Origin of the sequence: Xanthomonas sp. A1809 (assembly GCF_017746015.1) — a bacterium.
GTDB lineage: Bacteria > Pseudomonadota > Gammaproteobacteria > Xanthomonadales > Xanthomonadaceae > Xanthomonas > Xanthomonas euvesicatoria.
Window position 1 is genome coordinate 84,887 of record NZ_JAGHWZ010000009.1, and the last position, 21,607, is coordinate 106,493.

Annotated in this window: 17 protein-coding genes and 5 tRNA genes; 13 read left to right on the forward strand and 9 right to left on the reverse strand. The window is 64.7% G+C overall.

Translation table 11 applies throughout. The features are described 5' to 3' along the window. Positions 1 to 5 precede the first annotated feature (5 nt). From sdhD to J7396_RS22795, 3 genes are read right to left on the reverse strand one after another with little or no spacing between them, the layout of a single operon-like run. Complete coding sequence (gene sdhD / locus J7396_RS13080) at positions 6 to 392, reverse strand: succinate dehydrogenase, hydrophobic membrane anchor protein (protein ID WP_008576669.1); 387 nt, start codon at positions 390 to 392, stop codon at positions 6 to 8. After that, complete coding sequence (sdhC, locus tag J7396_RS13085; protein WP_209261561.1) at positions 389 to 784, reverse strand: succinate dehydrogenase, cytochrome b556 subunit; 396 nt, start codon at positions 782 to 784, stop codon at positions 389 to 391. Before sdhC ends, sdhD begins: the two co-directional genes overlap by 4 nt. 56 nt (positions 785 to 840) lie before the next feature. Beyond that, complete coding sequence (locus J7396_RS22795) at positions 841 to 1,149, reverse strand: DUF1674 domain-containing protein (protein WP_014090240.1); 309 nt, start codon at positions 1,147 to 1,149, stop codon at positions 841 to 843. Between J7396_RS22795 and J7396_RS13095 the strand changes: the two genes are divergently transcribed. Further along, complete coding sequence (locus J7396_RS13095) at positions 1,051 to 1,923, forward strand: folate-binding protein YgfZ (RefSeq protein ID WP_209261562.1); 873 nt, start codon at positions 1,051 to 1,053, stop codon at positions 1,921 to 1,923. The genes J7396_RS22795 and J7396_RS13095 overlap by 99 nt on opposite strands. 132 nt (positions 1,924 to 2,055) lie before the next feature. Here the strand turns inward: J7396_RS13095 and ugpC are convergent, their stop codons facing one another. Continuing rightward, positions 2,056 to 3,144, reverse strand: a complete 1,089-nt coding sequence (gene ugpC / locus J7396_RS13100) for a sn-glycerol-3-phosphate ABC transporter ATP-binding protein UgpC (RefSeq protein WP_008576674.1) — start codon at positions 3,142 to 3,144, stop codon at positions 2,056 to 2,058. 418 nt (positions 3,145 to 3,562) lie between these two features. Here ugpC and zwf point away from each other — a divergent pair, with 418 nt between their 5' ends. From zwf to J7396_RS13125, 5 genes are all read left to right on the forward strand, one after another. Then, complete coding sequence (gene zwf, locus J7396_RS13105) at positions 3,563 to 4,993, forward strand: glucose-6-phosphate dehydrogenase (protein WP_008576676.1); 1,431 nt, start codon at positions 3,563 to 3,565, stop codon at positions 4,991 to 4,993. After that, positions 4,990 to 5,997 carry a glucokinase gene (gene glk, locus J7396_RS13110; RefSeq protein ID WP_005929801.1) on the forward strand — a complete coding sequence of 336 codons (1,008 nt, stop codon included), beginning with the start codon at positions 4,990 to 4,992 and terminating at the stop codon, positions 5,995 to 5,997. The genes zwf and glk overlap by 4 nt, the downstream gene beginning before the upstream one ends. Beyond that, positions 5,994 to 6,713 (forward strand): 6-phosphogluconolactonase, encoded by a 720-nt coding sequence (gene pgl, locus J7396_RS13115; RefSeq protein WP_209261563.1) that lies wholly within the window; start codon positions 5,994 to 5,996, stop codon positions 6,711 to 6,713. The genes glk and pgl overlap by 4 nt, the downstream gene beginning before the upstream one ends. A gap of 131 nt (positions 6,714 to 6,844) precedes the next feature. Then, a complete protein-coding gene (gene edd, locus J7396_RS13120; protein WP_008576679.1) occupies positions 6,845 to 8,761 on the forward strand; it encodes a phosphogluconate dehydratase in 1,917 nt (638 codons plus the stop codon). A 52-nt stretch (positions 8,762 to 8,813) separates the two neighbouring features. After that, positions 8,814 to 9,473, forward strand: coding sequence for a bifunctional 4-hydroxy-2-oxoglutarate aldolase/2-dehydro-3-deoxy-phosphogluconate aldolase (locus J7396_RS13125; protein WP_011347444.1), 660 nt, complete (start codon positions 8,814 to 8,816; stop codon positions 9,471 to 9,473). A gap of 472 nt (positions 9,474 to 9,945) precedes the next feature. On the opposite strand, the gene J7396_RS13130 is transcribed toward J7396_RS13125, so the two are convergent. The 3 genes from J7396_RS13130 to J7396_RS13140 are packed head-to-tail and all read right to left on the reverse strand — an operon-like array spanning position 9,946 to position 17,668. Next, positions 9,946 to 13,032, reverse strand: a complete 3,087-nt coding sequence (locus J7396_RS13130) for an efflux RND transporter permease subunit (protein ID WP_031422859.1) — start codon at positions 13,030 to 13,032, stop codon at positions 9,946 to 9,948. After that, positions 13,029 to 16,538: an efflux RND transporter permease subunit gene (locus J7396_RS13135; protein ID WP_209261564.1), complete on the reverse strand. Its 3,510-nt coding sequence runs from the start codon at positions 16,536 to 16,538 to the stop codon at positions 13,029 to 13,031. The genes J7396_RS13130 and J7396_RS13135 overlap by 4 nt, the downstream gene beginning before the upstream one ends. Then, positions 16,535 to 17,668 carry a MexH family multidrug efflux RND transporter periplasmic adaptor subunit gene (locus J7396_RS13140; RefSeq protein WP_008576683.1) on the reverse strand — a complete coding sequence of 378 codons (1,134 nt, stop codon included), beginning with the start codon at positions 17,666 to 17,668 and terminating at the stop codon, positions 16,535 to 16,537. Before J7396_RS13140 ends, J7396_RS13135 begins: the two co-directional genes overlap by 4 nt. Positions 17,669 to 17,872: 204 nt before the next feature. On the opposite strand from J7396_RS13140, the gene J7396_RS13145 reads away from it, so the two are divergent. The 6 genes from J7396_RS13145 to J7396_RS13170 all read left to right on the forward strand — a co-directional run bounded on the left by J7396_RS13145 (position 17,873) and on the right by J7396_RS13170 (position 19,973). Then, positions 17,873 to 18,265: a c-type cytochrome gene (locus tag J7396_RS13145; protein ID WP_033479153.1), complete on the forward strand. Its 393-nt coding sequence runs from the start codon at positions 17,873 to 17,875 to the stop codon at positions 18,263 to 18,265. 8 nt (positions 18,266 to 18,273) lie between these two features. Continuing rightward, positions 18,274 to 18,735, forward strand: coding sequence for a cytochrome c (locus J7396_RS13150; protein ID WP_164738697.1), 462 nt, complete (start codon positions 18,274 to 18,276; stop codon positions 18,733 to 18,735). Between the two features lie 91 nt (positions 18,736 to 18,826). Further along, positions 18,827 to 18,902: transfer RNA gene (locus J7396_RS13155), tRNA-Ala, on the forward strand. Between the two features lie 47 nt (positions 18,903 to 18,949). Beyond that, positions 18,950 to 19,025: transfer RNA gene (locus tag J7396_RS13160), tRNA-Glu, on the forward strand. Between the two features lie 749 nt (positions 19,026 to 19,774). Continuing rightward, positions 19,775 to 19,850: transfer RNA gene (locus J7396_RS13165), tRNA-Ala, on the forward strand. Between the two features lie 47 nt (positions 19,851 to 19,897). Further along, positions 19,898 to 19,973, forward strand: a tRNA-Glu gene (locus J7396_RS13170). Between the two features lie 296 nt (positions 19,974 to 20,269). Here J7396_RS13170 and J7396_RS13175 read toward each other — a convergent pair. Beyond that, on the reverse strand, positions 20,270 to 20,446 hold the full coding sequence (locus J7396_RS13175) for a hypothetical protein (RefSeq protein WP_003482805.1): 177 nt from the start codon (positions 20,444 to 20,446) through the stop codon (positions 20,270 to 20,272). Positions 20,447 to 20,818: 372 nt separating this feature from the next. Then, positions 20,819 to 20,905 (reverse strand) — tRNA-Leu (locus J7396_RS13180). A 138-nt stretch (positions 20,906 to 21,043) separates the two neighbouring features. On the opposite strand from J7396_RS13180, the gene J7396_RS13185 reads away from it, so the two are divergent. Next, entirely contained in the window at positions 21,044 to 21,424 is a 381-nt protein-coding gene (locus tag J7396_RS13185) for a response regulator (protein WP_011347430.1), read from the forward strand. Positions 21,425 to 21,607 lie beyond the last annotated feature (183 nt).

Sequence of the window (21,607 nt, forward strand, 5' to 3'; positions counted from 1 at the left end):
ACGACTCAGCTCATGCCCAGCGCGATACGCGCCACGGCAAATACGCTGACGATGGCGCCCAGCACGGCAACAAAACGCACGAGGGTCTGCGCAATCAGTGCGAGCAGCGAGTCGTGCACGTAGTCTTCCAGTACCACCTGCATGCCAAGCTGGGCATGCCAGAACGAGGCAATGAGGAAAGCGACAAGCAAAATCGCATTCCACGGCTTGGCCACTGCGGCGGTGGCGGCAGCGTGATCGGCACCGATCAGGCTCAGCACGAAGATCAGGAACCAGATCGACAGCGGCACCAGTGCGGCCGCGGTCAGGCGCTGGATCACGAAATGTTCGGTACCGGTCTTGGCGGCGCCCAGGCCGCGCACATTCTTCAGCGGGGTACGGTAGCGGCTCATGCGGCACCTCCGGACAGCAGTACGTAAGCCCAGATGGCGATAGTCAGCACAAGGCTCAGAACCACCGACAACCAACCCATGCTGATGAACGAGCGCACGGCGTAGCCTTGCCCGAAGTCCTGCAGCATGTGGCGCAAGCCACCGAACAGGTGGAAGGCGAAAGACCAGGTCCAGCCGAACAGGAATACCTGCCCATACCAGGTGGCAGCCTGATCGCGGAAACAATTCCAATGGTCGGGGCCAAGCATCAAGGTGAGCAAGGCAGCGGCAATTCCCAGTGCGCCGACGGACAGTACGATGCCGGTGGCTCGATTGAGAATCGAGGTCACCATCTGTATCTGCCAACGGTATACCTGGAGATGCGGGGAGAGAGGACGTTCGCGGATCGCCATTCGCTGGGCTCGTTTTCTCGGCTGGGCGGCACTAGGCCGCTGTGGCTAAAAGCTGCTCAAAAATCGATGCAGCGTCCATTTTTTTCCCAGTCGCCGTAGCGCGTTGGCTCGGGGCCGTCGCGCCCACCAATCTCCTTCGGCAGTGGCTTTTTCTCGGGAATATGCTCCTGAGAAGAAGGCTGCGTCTCGGAATCCTGCGCTGGGGTGGGGGTTGGATGGCCTATCATAGTGCTCTCACAACTTGGCGATTTTAGTCCTCCCCTTCCGTGGCTGACAACCTGAATCTTATTCCGCAGGGTTTTGGCTCCCTGCACGACATGCAATACGTCCGATTGGCCGGTACGGATGCAGTGGCGTTTGCGCATGCCCAATTTGCCAATGATGTACAGGCGCTGGCGGTTGGGCAGTGGCAGTGGAACGCGTGGCTGACGGCGAAGGGGCGCGTGATTGCCATCTTCGCACTCCTGCGTGAGGACGACGCACACCTGCTGATGCTGTTGCCGGACGGCAACGCGGCCGAGATCGCCGCGCAACTCAGCCGTTTCGTGTTCCGCCGCAAGCTGAAAATCAGCGCCGCCGCGCTGCTCGCCTACGGCGGCTTCGTAGCGCCGGAACACGCGCATGCCGCGCAAGCCGATCTCGGAACCCAGCGTATCGAGCTGGATCTGGGTAGCGCAGCGCTGCCGCGCACGCTATTGCTCTACAGCCCGGATGCATTGGCGATGCCTATCGAACTGCCGAGCGCACAGGCGCAGTGGCGGACGACCGATCTGCAACTGGGGCTCGCCCGCCTGGTCGAGAGCCAGCGCGAACAGTGGACGCCGCAGCAGTTGGCACTGGACCGCCTGCAGGCGTACAGCGTCAAGAAAGGCTGCTACCCGGGCCAGGAAATCGTGGCGCGGACGCACTTCCTGGGCAAGGCCAAGCGCGTCTTGCAGCTGCTTGAAACGGATGCGGCCGTGGATGCAGGCGATGCCGTCGCATTGGACGGTAGCGCGATCGGCACGGTAGTGAGCGTGGCCGGCAACCTCGCGCTGGCGGTATTGCCGTTGGAACTGACGCTGGACGCCGGTACCGCGTTGCAGGCAGGCACGCATGGCGCCCGCCCACGCGCACTCACGACGGGGCTGGAGCGTTAGCGGCAAAAAAACGCAGCGAGCCGTGCCAGGCGGGCGTGGGCATCGCGCAGCACGCAGTGGCCCAACGACACCCGCCAATTCCGAGCGCCGGCCGTGTCCGTCTGGCGGCTGCGTCGCAGTTGACCAGTTTGCCTAAGCCGCCTCCAGCCGCTGGCCGGTGGCTGGATCGAAAAAGTGCAAGGCCTCGCTGCGCAATGCCAGGCGCAATGGCTGGCCTACCGCCGGCAAGCTCTGCGGCGGGACACGGATCACCAGCGGCTGACCGCCACGGTCGAGATTGAGGAAGATCTCGTTGCCGACCGGCTCGATCACATCGACCCGCGCATCGAAGCCCAGTACCGCATCGTCGGACGGCTGCAAGTGCTCCGGGCGCACGCCGACGATCACGTCCTGGCCGAACCAAGCCGCATCGACCCGCGCCGCACCCAGCGGCACGCGCCAGCCATCGGCCATGACCAGGTGCAGGCCGTCCTGCGCGTCCAGACGCCCCTGCAGCACGTTCATCGCCGGGCTGCCGAGGAACCCGGCCACGAACAGATTGGCCGGACGGTCGTATAGCGCCATCGGACTGTCGATCTGCTGGATCACGCCATCCTTGAGCACCACGATACGCTGGCCAAGCGTCATCGCTTCGACCTGATCGTGGGTGACGTAGATCATGGTGGTGCCAAGCTTGCGGTGCAGCTGCGCGATCTCGGTGCGCACGCTGTGGCGCAACTTGGCGTCCAGGTTGGACAGCGGCTCGTCGAGCAGGAACACCGAGGATTCGCGCACCATCGCCCGGCCCAGCGCCACGCGCTGACGCTGACCGCCGGACATCGCCTTGGGCAGCTTGTCCAGCATCGGCGTCAGGCCCAACAGCTCTGCGGCGTTGTTGACGCGTTCGGCGATGACCTGCTTCGGATGCCCGCGCAGCTTGAGCCCGAACGCCAGGTTTTCGGCCACGGTCATGTGCGGATACAGCGCGTAGCTCTGGAACACCATGGCGATGTCGCGATCCTTCGGCGCCACGTCGTTGACCACGCGCTCGCCGATCTTCAGCGTGCCAGCGCTGATGTCTTCAAGCCCGGCAATCATGCGCAACAGGGTCGACTTGCCGCAGCCGGACGGCCCCACCAGCACCATCAGCTCGCCGTCGGCCACTTCGAAACTTGCGCCCTGCACCGCCACCTGGCCATTGTCGTAGACCTTGCGGACACCTTCCAACTGCACTTTCGCCATCGTTCGGCCTCAACGTAAGTTGTGCGCCCTGCCCTCGGCCCTCCCGATGGCGGTGACGCCGCATGCGCTTGCGAGAATTCCCTGCAAACGAATGCATTGGTTTATTCTGACATGTAATCGTTTTCACATGGCAACATCGATCTCTGGAGGACCATGCCGCCACGCAGGTATGACGCATTGCCTGCAGTGCAGCTCGCCGCACGAAGCATGGCATGCCATCACGCAGGTGCAGCTATGCCGCCATGGCGCTAACCGCTGATCGCCAGTTGCTGCAACAATCCGGGACTGGGTGTCAGCGTCCATCCCCCGCTGCGCGCACGCAAGTGTCGCTCAGGAACAGACGTACCGACCGCCGGACGACCGGCGCCTTTCCGACAAGCTGCTGATAACGATGTCTCCAGAATCTGAAACGCGGTCCATGCACAACACCCTGATCCTGTTTGGCGCCACCGGCGATCTTGCCCAGCGCTATCTCTTTCCTTCCCTTCTGCGCCTGTTCATCGACGGCCTGCTGCCGGAGGACTTCCGCATCCGTGCGCTGGCGCTGTCGCCCCACGACACCGATGCATTTCGCGAAGTGCTGCGGCCGCGCCTGACCGAAGCACTGCCGATCGCGACCGCCGAACAGATCGACACGCTGCTGCAGCGAATCGATTACCGCTCGGTGGATCTGCGCGATGCCGAGTCGGTGGCCAATGCGGTCCGCGAGCTGGCCAGCCGCCGCTGTGTGAGCTACCTGGCGATCCCGCCGGGCCTGTACATCAGCACCTGCCAGGGCCTGGCGCTGGGTGGCGCGCTGGAGGCACCGCATCGCTTGATGCTGGAAAAACCGATCGGCCACGACTCCGACAGCGCCCGCGACATCCTGCAGTCGATCGGCGCGCTGATCGACGAGGACCGCGTGTTCCGCCTGGACCACTACCTGGGCAAGGCGGCGGTGCAGAACCTGATCGCACTGCGCTTCGGCAACACGCTGCTGGAGGCGGTCTGGAACCGCGCCTACATCGAGTCGGTGCAGATCCTGGTCGCCGAAAGCGAAGGCGTCGACGGGCGCGACGCCTACTATGCCCGCTCCGGCGCACTGCGCGACATGGTGCAGAGCCATATCCTGCAGCTGTTGTGCCTGGTGGCAATGGAGCCGCCGGCCTCGCTGGAAGCCGACCGCATCCGCGATGAGAAGGTCAAGGTGCTGCGCGCCCTGCGTCCGATGACCGCCGAGCACGCCGCGCATGACTGCGTGCGCGGCCGCTACACTGCCGGCAGCATCAACGGACAGCCGGCGCAGGCCTACCACCCGCCGGAAGGCAGCGACGTGGAAACTTTCGTCGCCGTCACCGCGCATATCGACAACTGGCGTTGGGCCGGCGTGCCGTTCCACCTGTGCACCGGCAAGCGACTGGCCGAGCGCTCCACCCGCATCGTGGTGACGCTTAAGCCGGTGACGCATTGGCTGTTCGAACGCCCCGACCGCCAGAATGCGGTGCCGAACCGCCTGACCTTCCAGTTGCAGCCGCAGGAAAACATCGAACTCGGCCTGATGAGCAGCCTGGCTGGCCCGGAATGGGGCGCGATCGAACTGCAGCCGCTGGAACTGGAACTGTCAGTGCCGACGGGCCTGCACCGTCGTATCGCCTACGAACGTCTGTTTGTGGACGCCTTCAACGGCAACCCCGCGCTGTTCGTGCGCGACGACGAGGTCAAGGCGGCGTGGTCGTGGATCGACAGCGTCAGCGACGCCTGGAAAGACGCCGCGCTGCCGCTGCAGCCCTACCCGGCCGGCAGCTGGGGGCCCGAATCCGCCGCCCACTTCCTGCCCCCGGCCACCGACGCACAGGGAAACAACGCATGACCGCTCCTTCCAAGCCGGTGCTGGTTGCCGATATCGGCGGAACCAATGCGCGCTTCGCGCTGGCCGATGTCGACGCTTCGGTGCCGTTGCTGGATGACACCTCGCGCGAATTTGCCGTGGTGGACTTCGGTTCGCTGGGCGAAGCCGCGCGCTATTACCTCGACCAGATCGGCGTGCAGGCCACCCAGGGCGTGTTCGCCGTGGCAGGCCGCGTGGATGGCGACGAGGCGCGCATCACCAACCATCCCTGGGTGATCTCGCGCTCGCGCACCGCCACCATGCTGGGTTTCAGTACCTTGCATCTGATCAACGACTTTGCCGCGCAGGCCATGGCCATCAGCCTGCTGCGCCCGCAGGACGTGGTGCAGGTGGGCGGCGCCAGCTGGCGGCCGGCGCCGATCGATCAAGCGCGCAACTATGGCGTGATCGGCCCGGGCACCGGCCTGGGCGTGGGTGGCCTGATCATCCGCAACGGGCGCTGCTTTCCGCTGGAAACCGAAGGCGGCCATGTCAGCTTCCCGCCCGGCACGCCGGAAGAAATCCGCATCCTGGAAATCCTGTCCGAGCAGTTCGGCCGGGTCTCCAACGAGCGGCTGATCTGCGGCCCTGGCCTGGTCAACATCCATCGCGCGCTCAGCGAGATCGCCGGCGTCGATCCCGGCCCGCTGCAACCCAAGGACATCACCGCGCGCGCGGCCGCGGGCGACCCGCGGTCCTCGCGCACCATCGACCTGTTCTGCGCCATCTTCGGTGCGATCGCCGGCGACATGGTGCTGATGCAGGGCGCTTGGGACGGCGTGTTCCTCACCGGCGGGCTGGTGCCCAAGGTGCTGGATTCGCTGCAGCATTCCGGCTTTCGCCAGCGCTTCGAGCACAAGGGCCGTTTCTCCGCGATCATGTCGAAGGTGCCATCGCTGGCGGTCATGCACCCGCATGCCGGCCTGCTGGGCGCCGCCGCATACGCGGTGGATGCACAACGTCAGCACCCCGGGGAGCAGCGATGAACCTGCAGGACAACCCGCGCATCGCCCTGGTGCGCTACGACGACCCGGCCGAGTGGACCGAGGCGGTGGCCAGCGAAATGGCCGACCTGCTGGAACAGGAAATCTCCCGGCGCGGCCAGGCACGCATGCTGTTGTCGGGCGGTACCACGCCTGCGCCGGTGTACGAGTCCCTCGCCCACCGGCCGCTGGACTGGTCGCGGGTGGAAGTGGGCCTGGTCGATGAGCGCTGGTTGTCGCCGCAGGATCAGGACAGCAATGCCTGGCTGGTGAATCACAGCTTCCTGACCCACGCACCGGCCGCGACCTTCATCCCGCTGGTTCGCCCAGGCAAGCAATTGCCCGAATGCGTGCACACCGCCAACCTGCAGGCCAAGCATGCCGAACCGGCCTGCCTGGCGGTGCTCGGCATGGGCGGCGACGGGCATACCGCGTCGTTGTTCCCGGGGGCCACCGACCTGCCCAAGGCGCTGGCCAGCCCGCAGCCGTATGCCTCGCTGGATGCCACCGGCTGCCCGGGCTCGAACCAATGGCCGTTACGCATCACCCTCACACCTGCAGGGCTTGCCAGCATTTCGACGCGCCTGCTGCTGTTGCGCGGCAAGCAGAAGCTGGACGTGCTGCAGGCTGCGCTGGCAGGCGACGATGTCAACGAATATCCCATCCGCGTGGCGCTGCAGCAGCCTGGTCCGCGGTTGCGGGTGCATTGGTGTGCTTGAATGCGAGTGGTTTGATGCGAATCCTTCGCAACAGCCGATGCGATGCGAGTTCCTCGCAAAAACCCGCACATCCATGTGCGGGGAATTAAAAGAGCATTTTCTTCCCCCCTGTTTCTCATAGCCGGTAGCCAATGAGCCTGCATCCGAATATCCAAGCCGTCACCGACCGTATCCGCAAGCGCAGCGCTCCCTCGCGCGCAGCGTATCTGGCCGGTCTCGATGCTGCCCTGCGTGAGGGTCCGTTCCGTAGCCGCTTGAGCTGCGGCAATCTTGCGCATGGCTTCGCTGCGTCCGAGCCGGGCGACAAATCGCGCCTGCGTGGTGCGGCCACGCCGAACCTGGGCATCATCACTGCCTATAACGACATGTTGTCGGCACATCAGCCGTTCGAACACTACCCGCAGCTGATCCGCGAGACTGCCCGCGCGCTCGGTGCCACCGCACAGGTGGCCGGTGGCGTGCCGGCGATGTGCGACGGCGTGACCCAGGGCCGCGCCGGCATGGAGCTGTCGCTGTTTTCGCGCGACAACATCGCCCAGGCGACAGCCATCGGCCTGAGCCACGACATGTTCGACAGCGTGGTGTACCTGGGCGTCTGCGACAAGATCGTGCCGGGCCTGCTGATCGGTGCGCTGGCGTTCGGCCATTTGCCGGCGATTTTCATGCCGGCCGGGCCGATGACGCCGGGCATTCCGAACAAGCAGAAGGCCGAAGTGCGCGAACGCTACGCCGCTGGCGAAGCCACGCGCGCCGAGCTGCTGGAAGCCGAGGCCTCGTCCTACCACTCGCCGGGCACCTGCACCTTCTACGGCACGGCCAACTCCAACCAGGTCTTGCTCGAAGCGATGGGCGTGCAGCTGCCCGGCGCCTCGTTCGTCAATCCGGAGCTGCCGTTGCGTGATGCGTTGACCCGCGAAGGCACCGCGCGCGCATTGGCGATCTCGGCGTTGGGCGAAGATTTCCGCCCATTCGGTCGCCTGATCGACGAGCGCGCCATCGTCAACGCCGTGGTCGCGCTGATGGCGACCGGTGGCTCGACCAACCACACCATCCACTGGATCGCAGTGGCGCGTGCGGCCGGTATCGTGCTGACCTGGGACGACATGGACCTGATCTCGCAGACGGTGCCGCTGCTGACGCGCATCTACCCGAACGGCGAAGCCGACGTGAATCGCTTCCAGGCCGCGGGCGGCACGGCATTCGTGTTCCGCGAGCTGATGGACGCCGGCTACATGCACGACGACCTACCCACCGTGGTGGAAGGCGGCATGCGCGCCTACATCAATGAGCCGCGCCTGCAGGACGGCAAGGTGACCTACGTGCCGGGCACTCCCACCACCGCCGACGACAGCGTGGCGCGTCCGGTCGGCGATGCCTTCGAATCGCAAGGCGGGCTGCGCCTGCTGCGCGGCAATCTCGGTCGCTCGTTGATCAAGCTGTCGGCAGTCAAGCCGCAGCATCGCAGCATCCAGGCGCCGGCCGTGGTGATCGATACGCCGCAGGTGCTCAACAAACTGCATGCTGCCGGCGTGTTGCCGCACGATTTCGTGGTGGTGTTGCGCTACCAGGGCCCGCGCGCAAACGGCATGCCGGAGCTGCATTCGATGGCGCCGCTGCTGGGCTTGCTGCAGAACCAGGGCCGGCGCGTGGCATTGGTCACCGACGGCCGCCTGTCCGGTGCCTCGGGCAAGTTCCCGGCCGCAATCCACCTGACGCCCGAAGCGGCACGCGGCGGCCCGATCGGGCGCGTACGCGAAGGCGACATCGTGCGCCTGGACGGCGAAGCCGGCACCCTGGAAGTGCTGGTCTCGGCCGAAGAATGGGCATCGCGCGAGGTTGCACCCAATACGTCCGTTGCCGGCAATGACCTGGGCCGCAATCTGTTCGCCATCAACCGCCAGGTCGTCGGCCCCGCCGACCAGGGCGCGATTTCGATTTCCTGCGGCCCGACCCATCCGGACGGTGCGCTGTGGAGCTACGACGCCGAGTACGAACTCGGTGCCGATGCTGCCGCTGCGGCAGCACCCCACGAGTCCAAGGACGCCTGATCCCCTTCCCTCTGTGCGGCCGCTCCGGCGGTCGCCGTCACCCGGAGTTGCAATGACGATTGCCCAGACCCAGAACACCGCCGAACGTTTGCTGCGCGATGCCGGCATCCTGCCGGTGGTCACCGTGGACACGCTGGACCAGGCGCGCCGCGTCGCCGATGCGCTGCTCGAAGGCGGTCTGCCCGCGATCGAGCTGACCCTGCGCACGCCGGTTGCCATCGATGCGCTGGCGATGCTCAAGCGCGAGCTGCCCAACATCGTGATCGGCGCCGGCACGGTGCTCAGCGAGCTGCAACTGCGCCAGTCGGTGGATGCCGGTGCAGACTTTCTGGTGACCCCGGGCACGCCGGCGCCGCTGGCGCGCCTGCTGGCGGATGCACCGATCCCGGCGGTTCCAGGCGCGGCCACCCCGACCGAGCTGCTGACGTTGATGGGCCTGGGCTTTCGCGTCTGCAAGTTGTTCCCGGCCACCGCCGTGGGCGGTCTGCAGATGCTCAAGGGCCTGGCTGGCCCGTTGTCCGAGCTCAAGCTCTGCCCCACCGGCGGCATCAGCGAGTCCAACGCCGCCGAGTTCCTGGCGCAGCCGAACGTGCTGTGCATCGGCGGCTCGTGGATGGTGCCCAAGGACTGGCTGGCGCAGGGCCAGTGGGACAAGGTCAAGGAAAGTTCGGCCAAGGCGGCGGCGATCGTGCGGCAGGTGCGTGCAGGCTGACGCGCTGACGCCATCTCCAGCGGGTTGATCGTTCAATGACTTCGAATCTGTACGCCGATACAGATGTACGGATTCGCTAAGGACGGCATTGGAGATCGAGTGATCCTGCATGACGGCGATCACTGCAGTGTTCGCCCGTAGGCCGAAAAAAATCTTTCGAAGCATCCTTGAGCGCGGCTTTTCTGCTCGAGGTCATGGCGATGGCACACCGATCTGCTCGAAGCCACGGTAATGAAACACCGAAGCGGCAGCGCGGCCGGCGATCGGCGGAGAGCGGCGCACGGAGGTGTCGCGACGGCGCGTCAGACAGGATGTCTGTCGCTCCGAAGAGCCGATCCCCGGCTGCGCTGTCGCCCCTTACCGGAGCCGCTGATTGGCGGTCAGGTGCTTTGGTTGTCGTACGAGCCGAAGGAAGCAACCGTACCCCAACCCCTCTCCCGGGGGGGGAGAGGGGCTTAACGCCTTACCTCGTTTACGATTCCAACGCTGCGCTCGACCGCCTCGCCTTCGGCACACCACGCGCACGCTGTACCAGCGCAGCCGCACCGCTGCTCATGTCGTCGAGGATCGCGTAGATCGTCGGCAGGAACAGCAGGCTCACCACCGTCGAAAACGCCAGGCCGCCGGCGATGGCGCGCGCCATCGGGAAGTACGGTGGGCCGTCGCTGAACATCGTGGTGCTGGTCAGCGAGATCGGCACCATCGCCAGGATCGCGGTGCCCATGGTCATCATGATGGGCCGCAAACGCTCGCGTGAGCCTTCAACCAGCGCCTGCGTCCGCCCCATGCCGCGGCGGCGCAGATTGTTGATGTGCTCGATCATCACGATGCCGTTGTTCACCACCACGCCCATCAGCACCAGGATGCCGATGAAGGACATGATGCCGAACGAGGTACCGGTGATCCAGAACAGCCAGAACACCCCGAAGATCGAGAACAACACCCCGCTCATGATCGCCGCCGGGAACAGCAGCGATTCGAACACCGCGGCCATCACCACATAGATCATCACCAGCGCGATCACCAGATTGAACACCATCTGGTTCATCGCCTCGCCGTCGTTCTGGTAATCGCCGCCGTCGAAGGTGTAGCTGTAACCGGCCGGGAAACTCATCGCCTTGAGCGGCGCTTCCATCGCTGCGCGCGCCTCGGGCATGGTGACCTTCTCGGCGAGATTGGCCTTGATCGTCAGCGTCGTCTGCCGATTGGTGCGCCCGATCTGGGTGGCGGCCGGACGGATCTGCACCTCCACCAGACTCAGCAACGGTACGCTGCGGCCGTCCTTGGTGCGCACGGTGAAGCTGGCCAGATCTTCTGGCTTGCTCTGCTCGGCGCCGGCAAACCGCACCCACACCGGCACCTCGTTGTCGCCCCGGCGGAACTCGCGCAGCGGTGTGCCGCGCAACGCCAACCCGACAAAACTGGCCACTTGCTCGGCACTGAATCCGAAGGCAGCCGCGCGCTCGCGATCGACACGAATCGCCAGCTCGCTGGTGCGGTCGCCCGTATCCACATGCACATCACGCAGCTCCTTGCGCTGCGCCAGCAGTGGAATCACATCGTCGGCCAGCGCTTTCAGTGCATCAGTCGAATCGCCGACCAACTGCACCTGCACGCCCTGGTTGCCATTGCCGCCATCGCCCTGATTGCCGATGCTGTAATCGGCACGCGCAGAGCGCGGCAGCTCCTTGCGGATTTTTTCCAGCAGCGGCGGCAGGTCCTTGACCTTGCTCGCATCGAAGGTCACCACCGTATTGCTGCCTTCCACTTCGCTGAACCACGAATAGATCTGCGTGATGTGGTACCTGGCGCGATTGGCTTGGAGATAGTTTTCGACACGGCCGATCTCTTCGCCCAACTGCTCACGTGTGTACGAACCTTTCCACTGATACTGGATAAAGGCTTCGTTGCCCCCGTCGCCACCGAACATGTCGACCTTGGTCAACTTCATGGGCACCAGGCTGATCGCGCTGACCAGGATGATGCCGGTCACGCTCCAGCCGCGGTGCGCCAACGTCCACGCCAGCACCTTGGCGTAACGGCGCTGCAGCCGCGCAATCACGCCGTGCTCGGAGGTCACCATCGGCGGCGTTTTCATGCGTGCAGACAACATCGGAATCAAGCTGATCGCCACCAGCCACGACGCCAGCAACGACACCGAGATGGTGATGGCGATCTGCGCCATGAAAATGCTGATGTTGTTGGTTTCGCCGAACAAATTCGGCACGAACACGATGCAATGGCACAAGGTGCCGGCGCTGAGCGCAATGGCCACGCTGCGCGTTCCCAGCAGCGCGGCAAGCTGCGGTTGATCGGGCATGCGCTCGCGTTCCTGGTAGATGCTTTCCACCACCACCACCGCGTTGTCCACCAGCATGCCCACTGCCAGCAGCAACCCCATCATGGTCAGGATGTTGAGCGTGACCCCGACGAAATACATGAAGCCCAAGGTGATGGCGAAGCAGATCGGGATCGCCAATGTCACCATCAGCGTCGATGGCCAGTGCCGCAGGAAGAAGAACAACACGGTGATCGATAACAGCAGACCCACCGCGCCGGCTTCGGCCAGTTCGGCCAGCGACGAGGTCACCGCCTTGCCCTGGTTGTCGATCACCTTGACCTGCACATCGCGCAGCGCCGGTTGGGCGCGGATGTCTTCGACCTCTTTCAACGCCGCCTTCGACACCTCCACCAGATTGGCGCTGCGTTCCTTGTAGACATCCAGGCCGATGGCCGGGCGCCCATCCAGGCGCCGGCCATAATTCATGCGCGTCGGCTTGAGCCGCACCTCGGCGATGTCGCCCAGCCGCACACCTTTGGCATTGAGTACCAGCTCGCGCAATTCCTGCAGGTCGCGCAGCTCGCCGATTGGCTGCACCCGGATACGCTGGCCGTTGTCGTCGATCTGGCCTGCAGACACCGAGAAATTCAGCTTGCCCAAGCGCTCGCTCAGATCGTTGAGGCTGAGGTCGTGCGCGGTGAGCCGATCCGGTGCGATCGCGATCTCGACCTCGTTCGGCGGCGCACCGGAAATCTCCACCTTGGCCACGCCGGGGATGCGCTCGATGCGCCGCTTGAACTCGCGGTCGAGCATGTCGTACGCGCCGGTCAGATCGGTCTGGCTGGCCAGGCGCACCTTGAGCACCGGCTCGTCGCTGCTGGACCACTTGAAGACGTGGAAGCGCTGCAGATCCTCCGGAAAATCGTCGCGCACCGCATCCAGTCGCTCGCGCGCATCGGATGCGGCGATGGCGATATCGCGGTCCCAGTCGGAGAATTCGATGAAGATGTTCGCGCCGTCTGCGGTGGCGGTCGAGCGCATGCGCTTGATGCCGGTCATCGTTGCCAGCGCTTCCTCGGCCGGCCGCACCAGGTTGCGCTCCACCTCGTCCGGCGTGGAGCCGGTGTAGGGCAATTGCACGAACAGGAATGGCGCGGAAATATCCGGCAGCGCCTCCAAGGGCAGCCGGAACGCCGCGATCAAGCCCACCACCACCAGCGACACGAAGCACATGATGGTGGTGACCGGGCGACGGATGCTGAAGGCGGCAACGCTCATAGCGCCCCCAGTCCGTCGGCATTGCTCGCCGCCTGTGCACGTTGCCCGGCCATGCGCCGGCCGCGCTCCAGGTAGTACGCATCGGCACGGCGATCCAGCAGGTCGTACACCACCGGGATGACCAGCAGGGTCAGCAAGGTCGACACCAGCAACCCGCCGATCACGGTGATCGCCATCGGTGCACGCACTTCAGCGCCCTCGCCCATCGCCACCGCCAGCGGCAGGAAGCCGAACAAGGTGCACAAGGTGGTCATGATGATCGGCCGCAGGCGCGAGCGCGCACCTTCGATCAGCGCCTCGCGCTTGGGCACGCCGTCTTCGCGCAGCTGGTTGACCTTGTCGATCAGGATGATCGCGTTCTTGGTCACCAAGCCCACCAGCAGGATCAGGCCGATGAACACCACCACCGAGATCGGCTTGCCGGTCATCAGCAGGGCCAGCACCGCACCGACCATTGCCAACGGAATGGTGAACAGAATGACGAATGGATGCAGCAGCGACTCGAACTGCGAGGCCATCACCAAATAGACCAGGAAGATCGCCAGGCCGAACGCGAACAACAGCGACTTCACCGATTGCGCCAGCTCCTCGCCCTGCCCGCCGATGTGCATGCCCACGCCGGCAGCAAGCGGGTCCTTGCGCACCATCGTTTCCACTTCGCGTACCGCGCCGCCCAGGTCGATGTCCTTCAGGCTGGCCGACACGATCGCCACGCGGGTCTGGTCGGCACGATGGATCTCGCTCGGCCCCGTCGTCGCCAACACCTCGGCAACGGCCGCCAGGCGCACCGGCCGGCTGCTGCCCGGGTTGACGATCAGCTGACGGATCGCATCGACACTGGCGCGATCGGCTTGTTGGGCACGCACTAGCACATCAATCTTGCGGTCACGGAAGCTGTAGCGCGTGGCCACATCGCCACGTACCTTCTTGACGATGACATCGGCGATCTGCCGCGTGGTCAGCCCCAAGGCACCAGCGCGCTCCTGGTCGAAACGGATCTGGATCTCCGGGAAGCCCTCTTCCACCGTCGATTTGACGTCGGCGTAGTGGCCGTTGGCGCGCAGCATGGAGGCCAACTTCTGCCCGGCGCGTTCCAGCTCGCCCAGATCCTGGCCGCGCAGTTCCACTTCCAGCGGTGTCGAAAAACTGAACAACGCCGGCCGCGCGAAATCCACCTGTGCGCCCGGGTGCCCGACCATGCTGCTGCGCAGCCGCTCGGTCGCCGCCGCCTCCACTGCCGGGCTGCCGCCACCGGCCATCACCACGGTGAGCTTGCCGATGTTCTCGCCGCTCTCGGTGGGGTTGGCATCCAGTCGCGTGCCGCTACCGCTGACGCCGTACAGCGAGGCGACGCCCGGGTCCTTGTCGTGCGCCAGCTGCAACTCGCGCACCACTGCATCGGTCTGCGCCAGCGGCGTGCCGGAAGGCAGTTTGACGGTCATTTCGAAGCGATCCTGCGCCAGCTGCGGAATCAGATCCGCGCCCAGCATCGGCACCAGAAACACTGTCCCGATGAACGCCGCCGCGGCCAGCCCCAGCACCAACCAGGGACGCCGCAGCGCCGCCGGCAACATCCCCAGATAGCCACGCTCGGCACGGGCATACGGCGCCATCGCCAGGTCGCTGGCCTTGCGCATCACCGGCCCCACCACGCGGCTCAACCCGCGCCACACCTTCACCACCGCCCACGCCGCACCGAAGAACGCATAACGCACGCTCGCACCCGCGCCGCGCCGCCCGGCCGCCACCGGCTTGAGCCAGCGCTGCTCGGGCCGCCAATCCGGATGGCTCGGCTCGTCCGGGAACGCCATCGGCGGCGCGCCCTTGAGCGAGCTCAGCATCGGAATCAGCGTCATCGACACCACCAGCGAAATCGCAATCGCGATCGCCACCGTCAATGCCTGATCGCGGAACAACTGCCCGGCGATGCCTTCGACGAACACCAACGGCAGGAATACCGCAATGGTGGTCAACGTGGACGCCATCACCGCCATGCTCACTTCGCGGGTGCCGGCGATGGCCGCGTCCAGTACGCCCAGGCCACGCTCGCGTGCCTTGGCGATGCTCTCCAGCACCACGATCGAATCGTCCACCACCAGGCCGGTGGCCAACGCCAGCCCGCCCAGCGACATCACGTTGAGGCTCAACCCCAGCTGACCCATGAAGAAGAACGTGGTGATGATCGACACCGGCAACGACAGGCTGATCACGAACGTGCTCCAGCCATCGCGCAGGAACAGGAAGATGATCAGGATCGCCAGCACGCCGCCAATCACCGCATCTTTTTTGACATCGCTGATCGCATGCTCGATGAAGTGCGATTGGTCCTCGATCGTGGTGATTTCCACATCGCCCGGCACCGTCGCCTTGAGTTGCTCCAGGCGCTTGCGCAGCGCCGCGGCGGTGGACACGGTATTGGCATCGCCTTCCTTGTAGATCGCCAGCTCCACCGCTTCCTTGCCGCCCAGGCGGATGATCGCCTCGCGTTCCTTGTAGCCCTGGCGCACCTGCGCCACATCCTTCAGCCGCACCGGCATGCCGCCGGCGATGCTGCTGCTGGACGAGGAGGAGGTGCTCTGCACTTCGGCCGCTGCCGCCAGCGCCGCCTGCGAACCGGTGGACGCCGCAATGGCGTACATCTGTTGCATCGCCGCTTCGGCCGCGCTGCCACTGCTGCTTTGGGTGGTCACCAGCATGTTGCGGATCTCGTCCAGATCCACGAACTGGTTGACCGTACGCACCAGGTAACGCTGCGAGCCTTCTTCCAGCCGACCGCCGGAGATGTTGACGTTCTCCTCCTTGAGCCGGGTGATCACGTTGTCGATCGGCAGATTGAGCTGCGCCAGCTTCTGCTGATCGATGTCGACCTGGATCTCGTCTTCCAGCCCGCCGCCGACCTTCACCGCTGCCACGCCGGCCACCGGTTCGAGCTTCTTTTTCAGGTCTTCGTCGGCATAGCGACGCAAGCCGGTGAGCTGGCGGATCGCATCGGTATCGGAGGCCGGCGCCTGCTTGGGCGACAACGCCAGCCGCATGATCGGCTCGGTGGAAGGATTGAAGCGCAGCAGTACCGGCGGCTTGGTTTCCAGCGGCAGCGACAAGGCCTCCATCTTGTCGCGCACCTCCAGGCTGGCCTGGTCCATATTGGTGCCCCAGGCAAACTCCAGCACCACATCGCTCTGCCCTGTGCGCGAGATCGACTTGAGCTTGCGCAGGTTCTTGACCACCCCGACCGCTTCTTCCACCGGCTCGGTCACCAGCGTTTCGATTTCCGCCGGCGCCGCGCCGGTGTATTCGGTGCGTACGGTGAGCGTGGGATAGCTCAGATCGGGCAGCAGATTGACCTTGAGGCTGCGTAACGCGATCAGCCCGAACAGCAGCATCGTTACGGTGATCATGGCGATGGTCACACGCCGCCGCGTGGCGAAGGCCACCAGGCCACCGCCGCCAGGCAGTGGTGCGTGCGGATCATGCACGGGTCCGTGCGGGTTGCCGTTCTCGCTCATGCGTGCGTCTCATCATGTGCGGGCGCAGCGGCCTTGGTCGCGACCGGCTTGCGATCGGGTTGGCCGATCACCTGCACCGCAGTGCCGTCGCGCAGCGCCACCTTGCCGGCAGTCACCACCTGGTCGCCTTCCTTCAGGCCCTGCCGCACTTCCAGCCACGGCCCCTCGGCATAGCCCAGTTTCACCGGCACCCGGCTGGCCTTGCCGTTGCGCACTACGAAAACTGCCGGTTCGCCGTCGTCCAATAACGCCAGGCGCGGGATCACCAATGCGTCCTTGCGCTGGTCGTAATCGATGCGGATGCGCCCGAACATGCCCGGCTGCAACGCTTCGGCCCCCTGGCCGAATGCGCAGACCACGCGAAACGTGCCGCTGCCCGAGTCCACCACCGGCGCGATGCGATCCACCTTGCCGACGAATTGTTGGCCCGGTAGCGCATCGGCCAGCAAGGTCACCGGCTGGCCCGACTTGAGCGTGGCCAATTCGCGTTCGGGCACGTTGAGCGTGGCCTCCAGCTGCGAATCGTCGACGATGCGGAAGATCGGCGTATTGATCTGCACGAAGTTGCCGGTCTTGATCGAGCGCGATGCGATCACGCCGGAGATCGGCGCCTGCACCGTGGTATACGACAGCTCCAACGATGCAAGCCGGTGCTGCGCACGGCTGTTTTCGACATCGAATTTGAGCTGGTCCACATCCGCGGCGCTGACCAACTGCTGCCCTACCAACTGGGTGGCGCGGCGATAGCTGTTTTCCAGCTTGCGCAGCTGGGCTTCGCTCTGCGCCACCGCTAGGTGTGCGCGATCCGGATCCAGACGCACCAGTGCCTGGCCCGCCGACACCTTCTGCCCCTCTTCCACCATCACCGACAGCGCAACGCCCGAGGTCTTGGCCACCACTTGCGCCTCGGCGCGTGGCTCCAGCGCAGCGGTGCCGGTGTAACTGGCGGCTACCGCACGGCGCGCGGCCTTGGCGATTTCCACCGGCACCGCATCGACGGCCTTCTTTTCCTCGGCGGTCTTGGCCTGGCCCTCTCCTGCCTTGCAACCGCCCAGCAGCAGGCTCGTGGTGATCAACAATGCAGCGGCGCAGGTTCCGCTGCGACCCGGCAAGAAGGAGAGTGGCGACATCGTCGTGTCCTAGTGGATGCGTGAACAGGTGTTGTAGGCAAGTAGACCACCCAGATGCACATGCCGCCAATGCGCCAAAGGTCATGGTCTATTCAACTTTGCCTATTCACCCGGTTTGCGCCGCGCCAAATCGCAGGCATACTCGGTCCGGTTCCGTCACGCCCCCACGTGCGGACGCTCAATCAGTCTTCCGGATACGAAACCATGCGCCCGCAGCCGCTCGCCGCTTGTCTCGCTCTGGTCGTCTTCCTGCCGTTTGGGGGCGCATCAGCAACACCGCAAGCCACACCCGCAGCTCCGGCCCCCCCGGCACCTGCTGCCGCGGTGGCAACCCCTGCCGCGCCGACCGGCAACCCGTCGAATGGGCGCTTGCTCGCCTATACCTGCCAGGGTTGCCACGGCGTCACCGGCTATAAGAACGCCTACCCCAGTTATCGCGTGCCGAAGATTGGCGGCCAGACCAGCCAGTATCTGACCCAGGCGTTGACCGAATATCGCCAGGGCAAGCGCAAGCATCCAACCATGCAGGCACAGGCGCAGAGCTTTTCCGAGCAGGACATCGCCGACATCTCCGCCTTTCTGTCCACCCTCAAATAAGCGCCCACATGCCGAACGCCCTGCACGCTCCGCGTCTAGCCATCGTCCTGGTCGCTGCCCTGATGATGGCGGCCTGTTCCCAATCCCAGGTTGAGTCCACCGATCACTCCGCTGGCGACCCCGGCCACGCCAGCGGCGAGCACGGCTCCGGCTCGTCGGCAGGTCTGCCCACCGGCCGCGCCGACGCCGGCGACAAACTCGCCCATGCCAAGGGCAAGGCGACCGGCCAGAGCTGCGTGGACTGCCACGGTGCCGATGGCAATGCGCCGATCGATCACAGCTATCCCAAACTCGGCGGCCAATACGGCGACTATCTTGCGCATGCGCTGCAGGCCTACCGTAGCGGCGACCGTCAGCATCCGTTGATGACCGCCCAGGCCACGGCGCTGAGCGATCAGGACATCGCCGACCTGGCGGCGTACTTCGGCGCGCGTCAGACGCAGTTGCGCGATCTGCACGGCGTCAACTGAGTGCGATGCGAACGTCGCACCGTCTCATTCGGAATGAAAAAGCGCTTGCGCGAACATTAACAGGCCGCTATCATTTCGTTCTCAGTTTCGTGGGGCCATAGCTCAGCTGGGAGAGCGCCTGCATGGCATGCAGGAGGTCGGCGGTTCGATCCCGCCTGGCTCCACCACTTCAGACATTAGGCCGTCTCAAGTGGACAACGAGGTTTTGATACGCGTCCCCATCGTCTAGAGGCCTAGGACACCACCCTTTCACGGTGGACACCGGGGTTCGAATCCCCGTGGGGACGCCAATCATCCAAAAGCCCCGGCACTGCCGGGGCTTTTTTTTGCCTGTCACCAGGCCGAATCCGGTTCTGAGCGAGGCTGGGCATGCCTCGGTTCATCGCCATGATGCAGCGGACAGAAAGAGTTGAATCTCTGCCGCGGATGGCACAGCGCTTTGGTGTGCGCATCGATACGCACGCACTGCTGTTCGGCAGGCCGCTACTGATGCCAATACCCGCTCGATCCAAGCGCTTGACGAGTTGCGGCATGACTCAAGCGTATGCGCATTCGCGCGCGCACATAATTTTGCTCTCGATGTCCCTGCCCGCCTCGCAGTTGTCACGTTGCCAGAAGCTTCGCGACAGATCGCCGCGCCAAAAACGCAATGTGCGCGATGGTCGCGCTCACGCATGCCGTGATGACGGCGAGCACGGGACGCGAATCCGGTGTTGCTTGTAGACGAGATGCAGCGGACTTGACGCGCGACCCGGCGCGGCAGTTGCTCGCGAATCGACCGCTGTCGAAGTGAGTGCAAACTCGCATCGGCGCATCCAGCGCGCCGATATCGTCATCACTGCAATCCACTGCACGCCCCGAACACCGAGGATTTATGGCGCTTCATGCACTCCAGCTGCGCTGCTGCTGTTCAATCGCCGCGCTCGACGCATGCGGCCTGGCAGTTCGCCCGGCGGCTGCGCCCTTGCTACAACTTTTTTGCCAAGACCACTTCCCATCGCGCGGCGATGTCGCTATGATTGCCGGCTCGCAGCAACGCGGGGCCATAGCTCAGCTGGGAGAGCGCCTGCATGGCATGCAGGAGGTCGGCGGTTCGATCCCGCCTGGCTCCACCACTTCAGACATTAGGCCGTCTCAAGTGGATAACGAGGTTTTGATACGCGTCCCCATCGTCTAGAGGCCTAGGACACCACCCTTTCACGGTGGACACCGGGGTTCGAATCCCCGTGGGGACGCCAATCATCCAAAGCCCCGGCATTGCCGGGGCTTTTTCTTGTCTGTCCCTAACCTCCGTCTCAGACGTATTTCGAGGCCATTGCGGGCTGGGACCAGTGGCGCGCAAATGCATTTCACTGGCGAGCCTTGTATTCAACTCCCCGCTACGCACTTGCAAGCCATTACATCGCTGACCGATCGTCTCGCCACCTCGCAAATGCGTTCGGGGCGTGTCGCAGGCCCCATCGCACGCTAATGCGATGAGTAAAACCTCCGTCCGATCTCAAGGCCAGCCACGCAGTGCACGGTGCGAAACACCTCAGGTCTGCCCGCTATCCAGCGCCTTGCGGCCCTCGTGCGTCAGGTCGATGTCGCCATCTTCGGCTTGCGTGGCATAGCCGGCGCGTACCGCCCAGTTTCCCTCTTCGTCGGCCACCGGCTTGGTGTCGTGGATGTCGCGCAGGATGCGCAGCTGTTGCGAAGCATCGAAGTCCATGGGGTCACCCGCTCAAAAGAGACTCCCACGGTACGCAAGCAGCGTGATGGTCGCGTGCCTGCAACGTCATCCATTACCTGCGCACTGCACGGCGCGCGGCAGTTGCGTGCCTGATGCGTGGCGTGCCGATGGACGAACTCGGGCGATCAGCATCTGCGCCACGCAGATGCACTGCAAACAAATTGCTCCTGACGCCAGTCGTGCATCGCGCGCCAACCACGCCGTCGCTTCGCGCTCCGTTCGACCGCAGTGACGGTCACCAGCCTCGCTGGTCGCGCCGCATCAACGAAGCCCCACGCCCTGCCGAACGGCACACAGCAAAAAGCCCCACCGGACTTCTCCAGAAGGGCTTTCGCTGGTACTGCAACAACCTGGTGCCGAAGGTGGGACTCGAACCCACACGCTTTTAAGGGCGGCGGATTTTGAGTCCGCTGCGTCTACCGATTCCGCCACTTCGGCGTGGCCGCGCAGTATAGCGACTTGTTGTTGAAACGAACAGTGTCAGTTTGCGCCTGACGAATTCAGGTGCAAGCGGGGTCTGCAGCGCTGTGTCCAGGCAGTCCCGATATACTGGCCGACTCAGTAAAGGAGTAAGCAATGTCGGTGTTGCGTGGAGTTCGGGTACTCGTGGTCGAAAACGATGACATGAATGCCATGCTGCTCGACCTGCAGCTTGTTCAGGCGGGTGCCGTCGTCATCGGCCCGGTCGGCGAAGTGCGCGATGCCCTGCAGCTGATCAGCGCCGAGCCACCGGATATCGCAGTGCTGGACTATCGCCTGGGTAACGGCGAAACCAGCGAACCGGTCGCACGCCTGTTGTCGGAGCGCGGTATCCCGTTCGTGCTGGCGACCGGCGTGGCCATCGGCAGCATCCCGAGTGGATTCGAACGTGGTGTCATCCTGATCAAGCCCTATCTGTCCGAAGAACTGATCGGTGCATTGTCCAAAGCGCGCGAGTTGCGCGGCGCTGAGGGCTGAGCAGCAGTACCGGGCGCCCTGCCGGTGCCACTGCCAGGTGCGGCACGCCTGCCCTCTCTCTAACACCTTATCCTTCTGCCACAGACGCATTGTGTTGCCATGTGCCGGCAGCGATTAGCTGAATCGCCGGTTCCGCGGCGCTGCCGGTGCAGGCCGGTTGCTACTAGAATTTGCCATCGAAGA